Origin of the sequence: Mesorhizobium sp. M7A.F.Ca.US.014.04.1.1 (genome assembly GCF_003998745.1) — a bacterium.
In the GTDB taxonomy this organism is placed as follows: domain Bacteria; phylum Pseudomonadota; class Alphaproteobacteria; order Rhizobiales; family Rhizobiaceae; genus Mesorhizobium; species Mesorhizobium ciceri.
Genome location: NZ_RZRW01000073.1, coordinates 1 through 15,499, shown reverse-complemented (window position 1 = coordinate 15,499; position 15,499 = coordinate 1). Strand labels below are relative to the sequence as shown.

The following is a 15,499-nucleotide window of genomic DNA, read 5'->3' as shown; positions in this document are numbered from 1 at the left end:
GTCGCGTATTATGTTTTCGGAAGAAGTGGTGAGCACCCGGCACCCGCCGAGCCGCCGGCGGCCAGCACACCGGCCCCAGCGCCTGCACCGGCGGAACCGATGAAGCCGGCTGAACCTGCGCCCGCGCCTGCTCCGGCACCTGCAGAACCGGCGCCTGCCCCGGCACCCGCGCCCGCACCGGCTCCTGCGCCGGCACCAGCCCCTGCGCCGGCACCTGCACCGGCCCAGTGATTGGCTCGATATCAGTTACGAACGGCCCGCTGAAAAGCGGGCCGTTTTGTTTTGTAGGGGCCGCCAGAAAGGCCTTTCCAGAAACTCGCTCCGGTGAGTCAGCTGGTGTGGTTTTCGAGAACCGGAGCGCAGCGGACATTGGGTCCGTGAGCAGCGCATGACCCCGAAGATCAGTCCGATTTTTTCGGAGAGGATCATGCGCCAATCAAAAAGGGTCACAGCATCCTTTGAGCGTCCAGGAGGGACGCGCGGCGCTGTGAAAGCGGAGAAAACCTCGCCAGATGGCCGCCGGAGTAGAGTTTATGAAAGGGCCTTAGATGTGGATCGGCTTGAAGAACGTCGCCAGCGCCGCCTCCTTGATCGCCTCCGACATCGTCGGGTGCGCATGGCAGGTGCGGGCGAGATCCTCCGACGAACCGCCGAACTCCATCAGCACCGCCGCCTCGTGGATCATCTCGCCGGCGCCGAAGCCGACGATATGGACGCCGAGCACGCGGTCGCTTTGCTTGTCGGCGAGGATCTTCACAAAACCGTCCGTGTGCAGCATGGCGCGCGCCCGGCCATTGGCGCTGAACGGGAACTTTCCGATCTTGTAGTCGATGCCGGCCTTCTTCAATTCTTCCTCGGTCTTGCCGACCGAGGCGATTTCCGGGCTGGTGTAGACGACGCTCGGAATGACGTCATAGTTCACGTGGCCGGCCTGACCGGCAATGGTTTCCGCTACCGCCACGCCCTCATCCTCGGCCTTGTGCGCCAGCATCGGCCCGGCGATGACATCGCCGATGGCATAGATGCCCGGGATATTGGTCTTGAGATGGCCATCGGTCTTGACCCGGCCGCGCTCGTCGACCTCGACGCCGGCTTCCCCGAGCCCGAGGCTGTCGGCATAGGCGCGGCGGCCGGTGGCGATCAGCACGGCATCGGCCTCGATGGTCTCGGCGGCGCCGCCCTTGACCGGCTCGAAGGTGATGGTCGCACCCTTCTTGGCCTTGGCGACGCCGGTGACCTTGGCGCCGAGCTTGAACTCGAAGCCCTGTTTGCCCAGCAACCGCTGGAATTGCTTGGAGACCTCGCCGTCCATGCCGCCCAGGATGGTGTCGAGGAATTCGACCACGGTGACCTTGGCGCCGAGCCGCGCCCACACCGAGCCGAGCTCGAGCCCGATGACACCGCCGCCGACCACCACCAGATGGCCGGGAACCTTATCCAGCGACAGCGCGCCGGTCGACGACACGATCACCTTCTCGTCGATGTCGACCTTGACGCCGGGAATGCCGGCGACATCCGAGCCGGTGGCGATGACGATGTTCTTCGTCTCGATCTCCTCGACCTTGCCGTCCTCGGAGGTGACCGACACTTTACCGGCGGCGAGCACCTTGCCGGTGCCGCGGAAACTATCGATCTTGTTCTTCTTGAACAGGAAGGCGACGCCGTTGACGTTCGACGACACCGTCGCATCCTTGTGCGCCATCATCTTCTTCAGGTTCAATTTCGGCGCCGATGTCTCGACGCCGAGCGTGTCGAAGGAGTGGCCGGCCTCGGCGAACATCTCGGAGGCATGGAGCAGCGCCTTGGACGGGATGCAGCCGATGTTCAGGCAGGTGCCGCCGAAGGTCGCGTTCTTCTCGACCACCGCAACCCTGAGCCCGAGCTGCGCCGCCTTGATGGCGCAGACATAGCCGCCGGGTCCCGATCCGATGATAACGACGTCATAAGCCATGATACTGTCCTTCTGTTTTGAGCATGATGCCGAAAAGTGTGACGCGGTTTTCGGATAACATCATGCTCGATCTGCTTGAGAGCGCTCAGCGGCCGCCGCTTACATTCAGGATCGCGCCCGTCGTATAGGACGCGGCGTCGGAGAGAAGATAGAGAACCGCGCCCGCGACTTCATCCACTGTACCGGCTCTTTTCATCGGCAGCAGATCGCGGAACCGCTCCACCCGGTCCGGCTGCCCGCCGGAGGCGTGGATGTCCGTGTCGATGATGCCCGGCCGCACCGCATTGACGCGGATGCCTTCTAGCGCCACCTCACGGGCGAGCCCGACGGTGAAGGTGTCGATGGCGCCCTTGGAGGCGGCATAATCGACATATTCGCCCGGCGAGCCCAATGTCGCCGCGGCCGACGAGATGTTGACGATGGATCCGCCCGACCCGCCATGACGGGTCGACATGCGCTTCACCGCCTCGCGGGCGCAGAGGAACGAGCCGACGACATTGATGCGCATCATGCGCTCCAGCCGCGAAACATCCATCTCGTCGACGCGCGCCTTGACGTCGACGATGCCGGCATTGTTGACGAAGGCATCGAGCCGTCCATAGGCGCGGTCGACGGCCTCGAACATGGCCACGATATCGGACTCCTTGCCGACATCGCCCTTGACCGCGAAAGCCTCGCCGCCGGCGGCCTCGATCTCGGCGACCAGCGCCTTGGCGGCCTCCTGGTTCGAAGCGTAGTTGACCGCGACCCGGTAGCCGGCCTTCGATCCGAGCCGGCAGATCGCGGCGCCGATGCCGCGGCTGCCGCCGGTGACCAGCAGCACCTTTTGCGTCCCGCTCATTCCTGGCATCCCTTCAAGGCAAACACATCCCACGGCACTTTCGAAAATCCGCTGCCGCCATAGGCGCTGGATGGGCGCAACGCCGACCCGAGGTCCGGCAGGATCAGCGTCTTCGGCGCTTCGACGCCTTCAGCCGGCAGCAGTCCGATGTTGCCCTTTTCATCCGCCGTGTAGATGACGCCGTGCCAGGGCGTGCAGGCGGCAAGCTCCTCGCCGGTGACGTCGCCCTCGGGGCATTTGTGCATCAGCGCACCGTTCGGCCGCGATACGCCTTCATTCCACATGACGATGCCGTTGAGCACCACATCATTGTCGAGAATCATGCGGAAGGTGTTGGTGACGGTCGCCGAGGTGCCGGTCGGCGTGAAGTCGATCTCGCTGCCGCTCTGTGTATCGCCATAGACAGCGAGCTCGATCGGACAGGCGGCGTGAGCGCCGGCAGCGGCCAGCACCATGCCGGCCGCGATCGATGCGATCGAAAGCACCTTGGAAAGGCTAAGGGAACGGGTCGTCATTCTGCCGCGCAGATCCCTTCCTCCGGCACACATTCCAACAGCCGGATCAGCACCAGACCTCAGAGATCAAGCACCAGCCGTTCCGGATCCTCCAGGCTTTCCTTGACGCGGACCAGGAAGGTCACCGCTTCCTTGCCGTCGACGATGCGGTGATCGTAGCTGAGCGCCAGGTACATCATCGGCCGGATCACGATCTGGCCGCCCACTACGACCGGCCGGTCCTGGATCTTGTGCATGCCCAGAATGCCCGACTGCGGCGCGTTTAGGATCGGCGTCGACATCAGCGACCCGTAGACGCCACCGTTGGAAATCGTAAACGTGCCGCCCTGCATGTCGGCGACCGACAGCTTGCCGTCGCGCGCGGCGATGCCCAGCCGGCCGATGTCCTTCTCGATCTCGGCGATCGACATCTGGTCGGCATCGCGCACCACCGGCACGACAAGGCCCTTTTCGGTGCCCACGGCGACGCCGATATGGGCATAGTTCTTGAAGATGATGTCGGTGCCGTCGATCTCGGCATTGACCGAGGGGATTTCCTTCAGGGCGTGGGTGACGGCTTTGGTGAAGAAGCCCATGAAGCCGAGCTTCACGCCGTGCTTCTTCTCGAACACGTCCTTGTACTTGGTGCGCAGCGCCATCACCGCTGACATGTCGACCTCGTTGAAGGTGGTCAGCATGGCTGCGGTCGACTGCGCTTCCTTGAGGCGGCGCGCGATGGTCTGGCGCAATTTGGTCATGCGCACGCGCTCCTCGCGCGATGCATCGTCGCCCGCGGACGGCGCCCGCACGGCAACCGGTGCCGGTGCTGCTTTCGGTGTCTCGGCCGGCTGCGACGGCGCGCCCTTGGAGATGGCGTCGAGCACGTCACCTTTCAGCACCTGGCCGCGCTTTCCCGAACCGGAGATCTGGTCGACCGAGAGATTGCTTTCGGCGATCAGTTTCGCCGCGGCCGGTGCCGGTGGCATGGTGCGCGGCTCGACCGGGCCGGCATCGCCGGCGATCTTGGCGGTCTCGGCCGCGGCCTGCTTGCCGGTCGATGCCGCATCCGGCGACGAGGCCTGCGACACCGCTTGCGGCTTCGTGGCGGGAGCCGCGCCGCCTGCCGAAATCGACCCCAGCAGCGCGCCGACACCGACCGTCTCGCCTTCCTTGACGGTGATCTCACCCAGCGTGCCGGCGGCGGCGGCAGGCACCTCCACCGTCACCTTGTCGGTCTCGAGCTCGACCAGCGGTTCATCGGCGGCGATTGTATCGCCAACCTTCTTGAACCATTTGCCGACGGTCGCTTCAGTGACGGATTCGCCGAGAGTGGGAACGCGGATTTCGGTAGCCATTGTGCCTGTCCGTTTTCTTTCGGTTCTGTTGTTCGCCCAGATCTTCTCTATTCACCAAGCGCGTCTTCGAGCAAGGCGGCGAGCTGGGCGAGATGCTTCGACATCAGTCCGGTCGCCGGCGAGGCGGCGGCCGGACGGCCGGTGTAGCGCACCCGCTGATGCTTGGCGTCGATATGCGCCAGCACCCATTCCAGATACGGGTCGATGAACGACCAGGCGCCCATGTTCTTGGGCTCCTCCTGGCACCACACCATCTCGGCATTGCGGAACCGCGACAGTTCGGTGATCAGCGCCTTGGCCGGGAACGGGTAAAGCTGCTCGACGCGCAGCAGATAGATGTCGTTGATGCCGCGCTTCTCGCGCTCCTCATAGAGGTCGTAATAGACCTTGCCCGAACACAGCACGACGCGGCGGATCTTGGAATCCTTGACCAGCTTGATCGCTTGTCCGGAAAGCAGCTGCGCATCGTCCCACAGCAACCGGTGGAACGAGCTTTCGCCCGAAATTTCCGGCAGCGTCGACACCGCGCGCTTGTGGCGCAGCAGCGACTTCGGCGTCATCAGAATCAGCGGCTTGCGGAAGTCGCGCTTCAGCTGCCGGCGCAATATGTGGAAGTAGTTGGCCGGCGTGGTGCAGTTGGCGACTTGCATGTTGTCTTCGGCGCAAAGCTGCAGGAAGCGTTCGAGCCGGGCCGAGGAATGTTCCGGACCCTGGCCTTCATAGCCATGCGGCAAGAGGCAGACGAGGCCCGACATTCTGAGCCACTTGCGTTCGCCTGACGAGATGAACTGGTCGAACACCACCTGGGCGCCGTTGGCGAAGTCGCCGAACTGCGCTTCCCACAAGGTCAACGCCTTTGGCTCGGCCAGGCTGTAGCCGTATTCGAAGCCCAGAACCGCCTCTTCCGACAGCATCGAGTTGATGACTTCGTAGCCGGCCTGAGCCGCCGACAGATTGTTGAGCGGGATGTAGCGGGTCTCGTCGCGCTGGTCGTAGAGCACGGAATGGCGCTGCGAGAAGGTGCCGCGTTCGGAATCCTGCCCCGACAGGCGGATCGGATTGCCGTCGAGCAGGATGGCGCCGAAGGCCAGCGCCTCGGCCGTCGACCAGTCGATGCCTTCGCCGGACTCGATCGCCTGGCGGCGGTTTTCGAGGAAGCGGATGATCGTCTTGTGCGCCTCGAAGTCCTTCGGCACCTCGGTCAGCTTCCTGCCGATTTCCTTCAGTGTCTTGACCGGCACGGCGGTCTTGCCGCGCCGCTGTTCGTCCTGGTTGTCGGCAGTGCGCAGGCCCGACCAGGCGCCGTCGAGCCAGTCAGCCTTGTTGGGCTTGTAGTGCTGGCCGACTTCCCATTCGGATTCCAGATGCGCCCGCCAGTCGGCTTTCAACTGGTCGAGCTCGGCCTGGGTGAGGTGACCCTCGGCGATCAGCCGGTCGCCATAGATCTGCACCGTCGTCTTGTGGTTGCGGATGTTGCGGTACATGATCGGCTGGGTGAAGGCCGGTTCGTCGCCCTCATTGTGGCCGAAGCGGCGATAGCAGAACATATCGACCACAACAGGCTTGAAAAACTTCATGCGAAACTCGATCGCCACCTTGGTGGCGTGCACCACGGCTTCCGGGTCGTCGCCATTGACGTGGAAGATCGGTGCTTCGATCATCTTGGCGACGTCGGACGGATAGGGCGAGGAGCGCGAAAAGCGCGGGTTGGTGGTGAAACCAATCTGGTTGTTGATGATGAAATGCAGCGTGCCGGCGACGCGGTGGCCGCGCAGGCCGGACAGGCCGAGGATCTCGGCGATCACGCCCTGACCGGCGAAGGCGGCATCGCCATGCAGCAAGAGCGGCAGCACCTTGGCGCGCTCTTCCAGCGGCACGATTTCCTCGCGGCTGCGGCCGAACAGATAATCCTGCTTGGCGCGCGCCTTGCCCATCACCACCGGATCGACGATTTCCAGATGCGAGGGGTTGGCGGTCAAGGACAGATGCACCTTGTTGCCGTCGAACTCGCGGTCCGACGAGGCGCCGAGATGGTACTTGACGTCGCCCGAGCCTTCGACCTCATCGGGTGCCGCAGAGCCGCCCTTGAACTCGTGGAAGATGGCGCGGTGCGGCTTGGCCATCACCTGGGAGAGCACGTTCAGCCGGCCGCGATGCGCCATGCCGAGCACGATTTCCTTCATGCCGAGCTGGCCGCCGCGCTTGACGATCTGCTCCAGCGCCGGGATCAGCGCCTCACTGCCATCGAGGCCGAAGCGCTTGGTGCCCTTGTACTTGACGTCGATGAACTGCTCGAAGCCTTCAGCCTCGACCAGCTTCTGCAGGATCGCCTTCTTGCCGGCGGCGGTGAAGGTGATCTCCTTGTCGGCACCCTCGATGCGCGCCTGGATCCAGGCCTTTTCCTCAGGGTCGGAAATATGCATGAACTCGACGCCGAGCGTGGAGCAATAGGTGCGGGTCAGGATTTCCAGCATCTGCCGGATGCTGCCGAATTCAAGCCCCAGCACATTGTCGAGGAAGATCGGCCGGTCGTAATCGGCTTCGGTGAAGCCGTAGTTTTCCGGCGACAGCTCGTTGTAATCCTCGAGCGGCTTGGCGATGCCGAGCGGATCGAGATTGGCGTGCAGATGGCCGCGCATGCGGTAGGCGCGGATCATCATGATGGCGCGCACCGAATCGCGCGTCGCCTGGTGCACGTCGGCGTCGGACAGGACGACGCCATTGGTGACCGCCTTGTCCTTGACCTTCTTTTCGATCGTCTTCTCGACGATGCCCCAATTGCCGTCGAGCGCCGACACCAGTTCGCCATTGGCCTGCAGCGGCCAGGAGGGCTTGGCCCAGGAGGCGCCCTTGGCGTTCCTGCGCACATCGCCGGAATCGTCTTTCAGCCCGGCGAAGAACTCCTGCCATTCGGGATTGACCGAGGCTGGATCGTCCTCATAGGCGGCATAAAGCGCGTCGATGTAATCGGCATTGCCGCCATAGAGGAAAGAGGTGAGAGAAAATTGGTCGTTGGCCTGATCTTGTCTTGCCATTTTTGTCCGCGGAGCCCGGCTCCGTCTCCTGTTTTTGGAGGGGAGTAGGGGAATAAGGGAATAGGGGAGCAGGGCTTTTTGCCGCTGCTATTTTCCCTACTGCCCTACTCCCTTACTCCCCTACTCCCTTACCCTTTGATCGCTTCGACCAAGGTCGTGCCCAGCCTTGCCGGCGACGGCGAAACTTTTATCCCGGCCGATTCCATCGCCGCGATCTTGTCTTCGGCGCCGCCCTTGCCGCCGGAGATGACCGCGCCGGCGTGGCCCATGGTGCGGCCGGCCGGCGCCGTGCGCCCGGCGATGAAGCCGGCCATCGGCTTCTTGCGGCCACGCTTGGCTTCGTCCTTGAGGAACTGCGCGGCGTCTTCCTCGGCCGAACCGCCGATCTCGCCGATCATGATGATCGACTTGGTCTCCTCGTCGGCGAGGAACATCTCGAGCATGTCGATGAACTCGGTGCCTTTGACGGGGTCGCCGCCAATGCCGACGGCGGTGGTCTGGCCGAGGCCGACATTGGTGGTCTGGAACACTGCCTCATAAGTAAGCGTTCCCGACCGCGAAACAACGCCGACCGAGCCCTTGCGGAAGATGTTTCCGGGCATGATGCCGATCTTGCATTCGTTGGGCGTCAGCACGCCCGGGCAGTTCGGGCCGATCAGCCGCGAGGTCGAACGGTCGAGCCTGGCCTTGACCCTGATCATGTCCATCACCGGTATGCCTTCGGTGATGCAGATGATCAGCGGGATCTCGGCCTCGATCGCTTCGAGGATGGCTTCGGCGGCGCCTGCCGGCGGCACATAGACGACGGACGCATTGGCACCGGTCTTTTCCTTGCCCTCGGCGACGGTGGCGAAGATCGGCAGGCTTTCGCCCTTCGCGCCGGTCCACGTCTCGCCACCCTTCTTGGGATGGATGCCGCCGACCATTTTCGTGCCGTGATAGGCCAGCGCCTGTTCGGTGTGGAACGTGCCGGTCTTGCCGGTCAGGCCCTGCACCAGCACCTTGGTGTTCTTGTCGACGAGGATGGACATGGGAGCCCTTTTCTAAAAACCGTTGATCGAGGAAAACATGGTCAGAGCCGCTTCAAGTCGGCGACGGTGAGGTCGCTCTTGGCGTTGCCGGTGTTGAGCGTCGTTGCCGGCTCGAACATCAGCACCACGGGCTCAACGGTGAGCGAGCGCGGCCGGTGTTCGACGCCGCGCGGCACGACGATGAAATCGCCCTCGCCGAGTTCGACCGGGCCGTCGCGGAAATCGATGGCAATACGCCCACGCAGCACGAGGAAGGCTTCGTCCTCATTGTCATGCGCGTGCCAATCGAAGACCTCGCCGAACTTGGCGACCTTCGCCTGGCTGTCGTTGACGTCGCCGGCGATATGCGGATCGAAGACCTTCTTGATCTTTTGATCCGCAGCCTCGACCAGGTTTATCTTATGCGGAGGCACCAGATCAGCCCTTCACCGCCGCCACGATCTTCTTGGCTGCATCGTCGAGATCGTCGGCCGACACCACGTTCAGGCCGCTGTCGTTGATGATCTTCTTGCCCAGCTCGGCATTGGTGCCTTCCAGGCGCACCACCAGCGGCACTTCCAGGCCGACTTCCTTGACCGCGGCAATGACGCCCTCGGCAATGATGTCGCACTTCATGATGCCGCCGAAGATGTTGATCAGGATGCCCTTGACCGCCGGATCCCTGGTGATGATCTTGAACGCCGCCGTCACTTTTTCCTTGGACGCACCGCCGCCGACATCGAGGAAGTTGGCGGGTTCGGCGCCATAGAGCTTGATGATGTCCATCGTCGCCATGGCAAGGCCGGCGCCGTTGACCATGCAGCCGATATTGCCGTCGAGCGCGACATAGGCGAGGTCGTATTTCGACGCCTCGATTTCCTTCTCGTCCTCTTCGGTGGTGTCGCGCAGTTCGAGCACGTCGGGGTGACGGAACAGCGCGTTGTTGTCGAACGACACTTTTGCGTCGAGCACGCGCAGCCGGCCGTTCTTCATGACGATCAGCGGATTGACCTCGAGCAGGCTCATGTCCTTCTCGACGAAGGCCTTGTAGAGGATCGGGAACAGCGTATCGCCGTCCTTGGCCGCATCGCCGTCGAGCTTGAGCGCGCCGTTGAGCGCCTTCAGGTCGGCTGAAGTGACACCTTTTTCCGGGTCGATGGCGACGGTGATGATCTTTTCCGGCGTGTCATGCGCGACCGCCTCGATGTCCATGCCGCCCTCGGTCGAGACGACGAAGGCAATGCGGCCGACCGAACGGTCGACCAGGATCGACAGATAGAGCTCGCGTTCGATGTCGGCGCCGTCTTCGATATAGAGGCGGTTGACCTGCTTGCCGGCCGGGCCGGTCTGCTTGGTCACCAGAGTGTTGCCCAGCATCTCGTTGGCGTTGGCGACGACATCGGCCACCGATTTCGCCAGCCGCACGCCGCCCTTGGCGTCCGGGCCGAGCTCGGTGAATTTGCCCTTGCCGCGGCCGCCGGCATGGATCTGGCTCTTCACCACATAGAGCGGGCCCGGCAGCGCCTTGGCGGCGGCTTCCGCTTCGCTCGCCTTGAACACCGGCACGCCTTCGGCCACCGGCGCGCCGAACGACTTCAGCAGTGCCTTGCCCTGATACTCATGGATGTTCATCTGTATGGTCTCCGGATCGACTGGGGGTTCACTTACTGGAGATTCATTTGGAGGCGAGTTGCGGCGCGATCTTGACGCAGGCCTCGGTCAGGCCCTGCACCGTCGCCACGGAGGAGTCGAACATCTTCTGCTCGCTCTTGTTGAGCTCGATCTCGATGATGCGCTCGACGCCGCCGGCGCCGATCACCACGGGAACGCCGACATAGGTATTCTTGACGCCATACTGGCCGGAGAGATACGCCGCACAGGGCAGCACGCGCTTCTTGTCCTTGAGATAGGCTTCGGCCATCGAGATCGCCGAAGCGGCCGGCGCGTAATAGGCCGAGCCGGTCTTGAGCAGGCCGACGATCTCGGCGCCGCCGTCGCGGGTGCGCTGCACGATCTGGTCGAGCTTCTCCTTCGAGGTCCAGCCCATCTTGATGAGGTCGGGCAGCGGAATGCCCGATACCGTCGAGTAGCGGATCATCGGCACCATGGAATCGCCGTGGCCGCCGAGCACGAAGGCGGTGACGTCCTCGACCGAGACCTTGAATTCCTCGGCCAGGAAATAGCGGAAGCGCGCGCTGTCGAGCACGCCGGCCATGCCGACGACGTGGCTGTTGGGCAGGCCTGAGAACTTCTGCAGCGCCCACACCATGGCGTCGAGCGGGTTTGTGATGCAGATGACGAAAGCCTTCGGCGCATACTTCTTCAGCCCGGCGCCGACCTGCTCCATGACCTTAAGGTTGATGCCCAGAAGGTCGTCGCGGCTCATGCCGGGCTTGCGCGGCACGCCGGCGGTGACGATACAGACGTCGGCGCCTTCGATGCCGGCATAGTCGTTGATGCCGGTGAGCCTGGAGTCGAAGCCATCGACAGGCGACGACTGCGCGATATCGAGCCCCTTGCCCTGCGGGATACCTTCGGCAATATCGAACAGCACCACGTCGCCGAGGTCCTTGAGGCCGATCATGTGAGCGAGCGTGCCGCCGATCATGCCAGAGCCGATAAGCGCTATCTTGTTGCGTGCCATGTGAGGATGTTTTCCCTTTGTCGGTGACGACGTCTCAAATCTCTGTGACTTGATGGCGGCGTCGAAGAAGAGGCCGGAATGCTGCGGGGAACCGCGAATTTTCGCCGCACCCAATAGCCCCGGCACGGAAAAAATTCAAACGATTATTTTGGCGTCAGTGTTTTCAATCGGTTAGATCATTTGGGATTTACGTAAACGTCAAAGTTTGTAAGCCGACTTGGGAGGAAATAACCGACGAAGATGGAAATCGTAAGGCTGAATGCGGGTAATGACGCCCTTGTGATGCGGGTGGCCGAGGAGGTTCGAGTTGTAGACGTTGGCATGACAGAGAGGGGCAAAGGATCGCTACCGATGCATTCCCTGGAAATTCAGGCCTGCGCCTGCTGTGCCTCTGGCGCCGGCTTCCCTTTCTGCCGCTCCGCCCAATCCTCCAGCCAGTCGCGGCTTTGCATCTCGATCAGCCGCGATGCGGTGCGCTCGAACTCGAAGACCTCCACGCCGCGCTTGGCGGCATAAAGCGCTTGCGGCGGCGCTTCGGCGCTCACCACCAGCCGCACATGATGGTCGTAGAGCGTGTCGATCAGAAGGATGAAGCGTTTGGCCTCGTTGCGCTTGCCTTCGCCGAGCACCGGGACGTGGTCGATGAAAATGGTTGAGAAGCGTCCGGCGATCGCCAGGAAATCGCGCGCGCCAAGCGGCTTTTCGCAGAGATCGGCGAAGGAGAACCGCGCCGCATCGCCTGCCGCACGCGGCACGATCACCTGCCGCCCTTTGAGGGCAATCGATGTCTCGGCGGTCGGCGCGTTGCGCGTCATGGCTTGCCAGGCCTCGTCGAGTAGCTGGTCCGCCGCCGCATCGGCCGGCGTGACATAGACCGGTGTCCGGGCGAGCTTTTCCAGCCGGTAGTCCTTGTCGGCATCGAGCGCCAGCACCTGTGTGTGCCGCTCCAGTATGCCGATGAAGGGCAGGAAAAGCTGACGGTTCAGCCCGTCGCTGTAGAGGTTTTCCGGCGCCACATTCGAGGTGGCGACCAGCACCACACCGCTGGCAAACAGCGCCGAAAACAACCTGGACAGGATCATCGCGTCGGCGATGTCGGTGACCGAGAACTCGTCGAAGCACAGCACCCAGGCTTGCTCGGCAAGGGCCTTGGCCACCGGCGGGATCGGGTCGTCCTGCTTGACGTCGCCGTTCTTGCGCGCCTGCCGGTGCTTCTGGATACGGTCCTGCACGTCCGCCATGAAGTCGTTGAAGTGGACGCGGCGCTTGCGCCGCACCGGCAGCAACTCGAAGAACATATCCATCAGCATGGTCTTGCCGCGACCGACGCCGCCATGGATGTAAAGGCCTTTGACGGCCTCATGCGTCTCGCGCTTGCGGGCGAACAGCCAGCCCAGCGCGCTCGACTTATGCGCCAGCCGCTTGGCCGAAATCTCATCGGTCAGCAGGTCGAGCGCCGCAACGATCCGTTCCTGCGCCGGATCGCGGTCGATCGTACCGGTTTCCACCAGATGCTCGTAGCGCTGCCTGACGGTCGCATGGGTCTGGAGGCCGTCACGCAGATGCATCGGTCACGTCATTTGTTTATGCATGTCGCTGTCCCGAAATCGGGGTCACTTCTGCGCGACACGCATTCGGAGGACTAAAGCGGTCGTGTCTGAACGGATTCAGACGACCCGCTTTAGATCTTTGTTTTCCCAAAACCGCGGTCACTTTTGGGCGACATGCATTAGCCTACCTTGTAAGCGAAATCGGCTGGCCGTTGGAAGTCTGGCCGTCGAATTTCGAGCCGCCCGAGGAATAGAGCCGCGCCAGCGCACCGCCACTCTCGTCATAGAGCGTCAGCTGCTTGCCGGCGACGTTCCACGACTTGACGCCGTCCATCGGCGCCGGGCAATGCAGCGGCCCAGCGCGGAAGCCGGCGCCGAATTTGGTCTGCGGTGTCGCCACCTTGCAGCTCTGGCCCGCAACGCTGGCGTTCCAGACACCGGCGACGCTGGCGGCAGTCACGTCCGAAGCGCCGGCCGGCGCCGAACCATCCGAAGGCAGCGCGGCGACCTGCGTGTTCGCAGGAGCGGTCGGGAATTGAGACGGGTCGGTGGTGCCGGGCGATGCCGGCGGCGGCAGTTGGTTCGCCGTCACCTTGCCGGCGGGCGCGGCCTCCAGCGGTCCCGGCTGCTGGTCATCCATCGAGGAGAAACGCGAGGTCGAACAGCCGCTCGCAACGAGCGCCGCCAGCGATACGGCCACCAGACCGGTTTTCGAAAAAGTCATTCCAACCTCCGTCGGATCCGGCTGGGGGGAAGCCGTCCGCACAATCTCACCCCCACCAAGATGGAGAAGGTGGCGAAATTTCAACCCGATATGGTTAAAATACAGTTTGCAGCAAGAATTGTTGCAAATTTATCGCAATCGCGGCGGCTGACCGCTTGTCGCGCGTCGCCTGGGGATCCGGTCAAAGCAGTGCAGCGCCGACATCGACGGTTGGACGCTTGCGCGAGCCGCCTTAGCGCCTATGTCTGGAAAACGAAACACCTGCCGGAGCCGCAAAATTGGCCGCGAGAAAGACAGCCGCCAATCGCTATTATAGCGGCCCGCCCAGCGACCATTTCGACGGCGCATTGTTCTTCAATCCCGACGGCCAGCCACCCGGCCGTTTCGCCGACCTGCTGAAATGGCAGTTGAATGGCCAGCGCTCGAAATGGCCGGCGAGCGATGCAAGCCCCTTTCCGCAGGCAAAGCCGGCGACAAGGGTCGAGGGCGCCGCGCTGGAAGTGACCATGGTTGGTCATTCCACCTTGCTGGTCCAGACGGCCGGTCTGAACATCCTTACCGATCCGGTATGGTCGTTGCGCGCCTCGCCGCTTTCCTTCGCCGGACCAAAACGCATCAATGCGCCAGGCATCGCCTTGCCGACCTGCCGCCGATCGACCTCGTGCTGGTCAGCCACAACCACTATGACCATCTCGACCTCGCCACGTTGAAGCGGCTGAAGGCCGGCCACGACCCGCTGGTGCTCACTCCGCTCGGCAACGACGCCATCATCGAAGCCGCCGTGCCCGGCATGCGACTGTCGGCGCATGACTGGGGCGACAGCGTCGAGATCGGCAATGGCGCCGCCGTCCATGTCGAGCCGGTGCATCACTGGTCGGCGCGTGGCGCCCGAGACCGGCGCATGGCGCTCTGGGCCGGCTTTGTCGTCGAAACGCCTGACGGCAAGCTCTATTTCGCCGGCGATACCGGCTTCCACGATGGCATCAACTACCGGCGGATGGCCGAGAAACATGGCGGTTTCCGCTTCGCCATCCTGCCGATCGGCGCCTATGAGCCGCGCTGGTTCATGGCGCCGCAGCACCAGAATCCTGGGAAGCCGTGCAAGGCATGACGCTGTGCAACGCCGCCCATGCCGCCGGCTGTCACTGGGGCACCTTCCAGCTCACCGACGAGCTGATCGACGAGCCGGCGCGCAAATTGACCGAGGCGCTTGACGATCAAGGCATCGGTTCGACGGAACCCCAGCGCTGCAACCGCGTTTTCATGTGGTTGAAATATCTGCCGGTTTGCGAGGCATTGTCATGCTCAAATGGATTATCATTCTCCTGATCGTCGCCGCGGCGGCGAGCTTGCTCGGCATGCCGGCACTGGCAGGTGCCGCGGCCACCGGTGCGCGTATCCTTATCGGCATCGTTCTGATCATCTTCCTGCTGGTGGTGCTGGGCATTTTCGCCGTCACGTAAGTCCGGCGCTTTCGCCGAGACCAAGCGGCTGCGCACTGGTAATTCCTGCCCGTTTCCGCCATATAGCGCCAAACGGACACGGAATTTTTCGGAGCAATGGCCAGCACTGCCCCTTTCGCCAAGATGAACGGCATCGGCAACGAGATCATCGTTGCCGATATGCGTGGCCGTGCCGATCGGGTGACGGCGGCGGCGGCGGTTGCGCTGAACGCCGATGCCGCGACCAGCTTCGACCAGATCATGGCGATCCATGACGCCAGGACGTCTGGCACCGCCTTTTTCATCGACATCCTGAATTCCGATGGAACCGGTGCGCAGGCCTGCGGCAATGGCATGCGCTGCGTCGTCCAGGCGCTCGCCGCCGAGACCGGCCAGAAGATCTTCACCTTCGAGACCGTGGCGGGCATCCTCAATGCGCGCGAACACGCCGAC

The 15,499-nt window shown here is 63.2% G+C and carries 12 protein-coding genes and 3 pseudogenes; 3 read left to right on the top strand and 12 right to left on the bottom strand.

The features are described from left to right. The 12 genes and pseudogenes from EOA22_RS38065 to EOA22_RS07685 form a co-directional block, all read right to left on the bottom strand. The coding region (locus EOA22_RS38065; RefSeq protein WP_206521271.1) for a hypothetical protein at nucleotides 1-370 on the bottom strand (370 nt) is incomplete at its 3' end. 174 nt (nucleotides 371-544) lie between these two features. Beyond that, a pseudogene (gene lpdA, locus EOA22_RS07735) lies at nucleotides 545-1,960 on the bottom strand (dihydrolipoyl dehydrogenase); the annotation flags it as partial. Between the two features lie 76 nt (nucleotides 1,961-2,036). Beyond that, the gene (locus EOA22_RS07730) at nucleotides 2,037-2,792 is read right to left on the bottom strand and encodes an SDR family oxidoreductase (protein ID WP_013528853.1); all 756 of its coding nucleotides are present in this window, start codon (nucleotides 2,790-2,792) and stop codon (nucleotides 2,037-2,039) included. Further along, nucleotides 2,789-3,307, bottom strand: coding sequence for a hypothetical protein (locus EOA22_RS07725; RefSeq protein ID WP_127389910.1), 519 nt, complete (start codon nucleotides 3,305-3,307; stop codon nucleotides 2,789-2,791). Before EOA22_RS07725 ends, EOA22_RS07730 begins: the two co-directional genes overlap by 4 nt. Before the next feature lie 59 nt (nucleotides 3,308-3,366). Next, nucleotides 3,367-4,641 carry a 2-oxoglutarate dehydrogenase complex dihydrolipoyllysine-residue succinyltransferase gene (gene odhB / locus EOA22_RS07720; RefSeq protein WP_063169539.1) on the bottom strand — a complete coding sequence of 425 codons (1,275 nt, stop codon included), beginning with the start codon at nucleotides 4,639-4,641 and terminating at the stop codon, nucleotides 3,367-3,369. Between the two features lie 47 nt (nucleotides 4,642-4,688). Next, nucleotides 4,689-7,676 carry a 2-oxoglutarate dehydrogenase E1 component gene (locus tag EOA22_RS07715; RefSeq protein ID WP_027163286.1) on the bottom strand — a complete coding sequence of 996 codons (2,988 nt, stop codon included), beginning with the start codon at nucleotides 7,674-7,676 and terminating at the stop codon, nucleotides 4,689-4,691. Between the two features lie 128 nt (nucleotides 7,677-7,804). Beyond that, nucleotides 7,805-8,707 carry a succinate--CoA ligase subunit alpha gene (gene sucD / locus EOA22_RS07710; RefSeq protein ID WP_013528849.1) on the bottom strand — a complete coding sequence of 301 codons (903 nt, stop codon included), beginning with the start codon at nucleotides 8,705-8,707 and terminating at the stop codon, nucleotides 7,805-7,807. A gap of 41 nt (nucleotides 8,708-8,748) precedes the next feature. Beyond that, complete coding sequence (locus EOA22_RS07705; RefSeq protein ID WP_013528848.1) at nucleotides 8,749-9,120, bottom strand: cupin domain-containing protein; 372 nt, start codon at nucleotides 9,118-9,120, stop codon at nucleotides 8,749-8,751. A gap of 4 nt (nucleotides 9,121-9,124) precedes the next feature. After that, the gene (sucC, locus tag EOA22_RS07700; protein WP_024504973.1) at nucleotides 9,125-10,318 is read right to left on the bottom strand and encodes an ADP-forming succinate--CoA ligase subunit beta; all 1,194 of its coding nucleotides are present in this window, start codon (nucleotides 10,316-10,318) and stop codon (nucleotides 9,125-9,127) included. Between the two features lie 43 nt (nucleotides 10,319-10,361). Further along, nucleotides 10,362-11,330: a malate dehydrogenase gene (gene mdh / locus EOA22_RS07695; RefSeq protein ID WP_013528846.1), complete on the bottom strand. Its 969-nt coding sequence runs from the start codon at nucleotides 11,328-11,330 to the stop codon at nucleotides 10,362-10,364. Nucleotides 11,331-11,698: 368 nt separating this feature from the next. Then, nucleotides 11,699-12,898 (bottom strand): cell division protein ZapE, encoded by a 1,200-nt coding sequence (gene zapE, locus EOA22_RS07690; RefSeq protein ID WP_027163284.1) that lies wholly within the window; start codon nucleotides 12,896-12,898, stop codon nucleotides 11,699-11,701. A gap of 166 nt (nucleotides 12,899-13,064) precedes the next feature. Further along, nucleotides 13,065-13,604 (bottom strand): protease inhibitor Inh/omp19 family protein, encoded by a 540-nt coding sequence (locus EOA22_RS07685; RefSeq protein ID WP_127389909.1) that lies wholly within the window; start codon nucleotides 13,602-13,604, stop codon nucleotides 13,065-13,067. A 278-nt stretch (nucleotides 13,605-13,882) separates the two neighbouring features. On the opposite strand from EOA22_RS07685, the pseudogene EOA22_RS07680 reads away from it, so the two are divergent. The 3 genes and pseudogenes from EOA22_RS07680 to EOA22_RS07670 form a co-directional block, all read left to right on the top strand. Beyond that, nucleotides 13,883-14,933, top strand: a pseudogene (locus tag EOA22_RS07680) (MBL fold metallo-hydrolase). Further along, on the top strand, nucleotides 14,906-15,067 hold the full coding sequence (locus EOA22_RS07675; protein WP_013528842.1) for a DUF1328 family protein: 162 nt from the start codon (nucleotides 14,906-14,908) through the stop codon (nucleotides 15,065-15,067). The pseudogene EOA22_RS07680 and the gene EOA22_RS07675 overlap by 28 nt, the downstream one beginning before the upstream one ends. Before the next feature lie 96 nt (nucleotides 15,068-15,163). After that, nucleotides 15,164-15,499: pseudogene (locus EOA22_RS07670) on the top strand (diaminopimelate epimerase); the annotation flags it as partial.

Coding starts and splice junctions, on each gene's coding strand:
- EOA22_RS07715 (WP_027163286.1), bottom strand. CDS start 7,676: ATGGCAAGACAAGATCAGGCCAACGACCAATTTTCTCTCACCTCTTTC.
- EOA22_RS07730 (WP_013528853.1), bottom strand. CDS start 2,792: ATGAGCGGGACGCAAAAGGTGCTGCTGGTCACCGGCGGCAGCCGCGGC.
- EOA22_RS07685 (WP_127389909.1), bottom strand. CDS start 13,604: ATGACTTTTTCGAAAACCGGTCTGGTGGCCGTATCGCTGGCGGCGCTC.
- mdh (WP_013528846.1), bottom strand. CDS start 11,330: ATGGCACGCAACAAGATAGCGCTTATCGGCTCTGGCATGATCGGCGGC.
- sucC (WP_024504973.1), bottom strand. CDS start 10,318: ATGAACATCCATGAGTATCAGGGCAAGGCACTGCTGAAGTCGTTCGGC.
- zapE (WP_027163284.1), bottom strand. CDS start 12,898: ATGCATCTGCGTGACGGCCTCCAGACCCATGCGACCGTCAGGCAGCGC.
- sucD (WP_013528849.1), bottom strand. CDS start 8,707: ATGTCCATCCTCGTCGACAAGAACACCAAGGTGCTGGTGCAGGGCCTG.
- EOA22_RS07675 (WP_013528842.1), top strand. CDS start 14,906: ATGCTCAAATGGATTATCATTCTCCTGATCGTCGCCGCGGCGGCGAGC.
- odhB (WP_063169539.1), bottom strand. CDS start 4,641: ATGGCTACCGAAATCCGCGTTCCCACTCTCGGCGAATCCGTCACTGAA.
- EOA22_RS07725 (WP_127389910.1), bottom strand. CDS start 3,307: ATGACGACCCGTTCCCTTAGCCTTTCCAAGGTGCTTTCGATCGCATCG.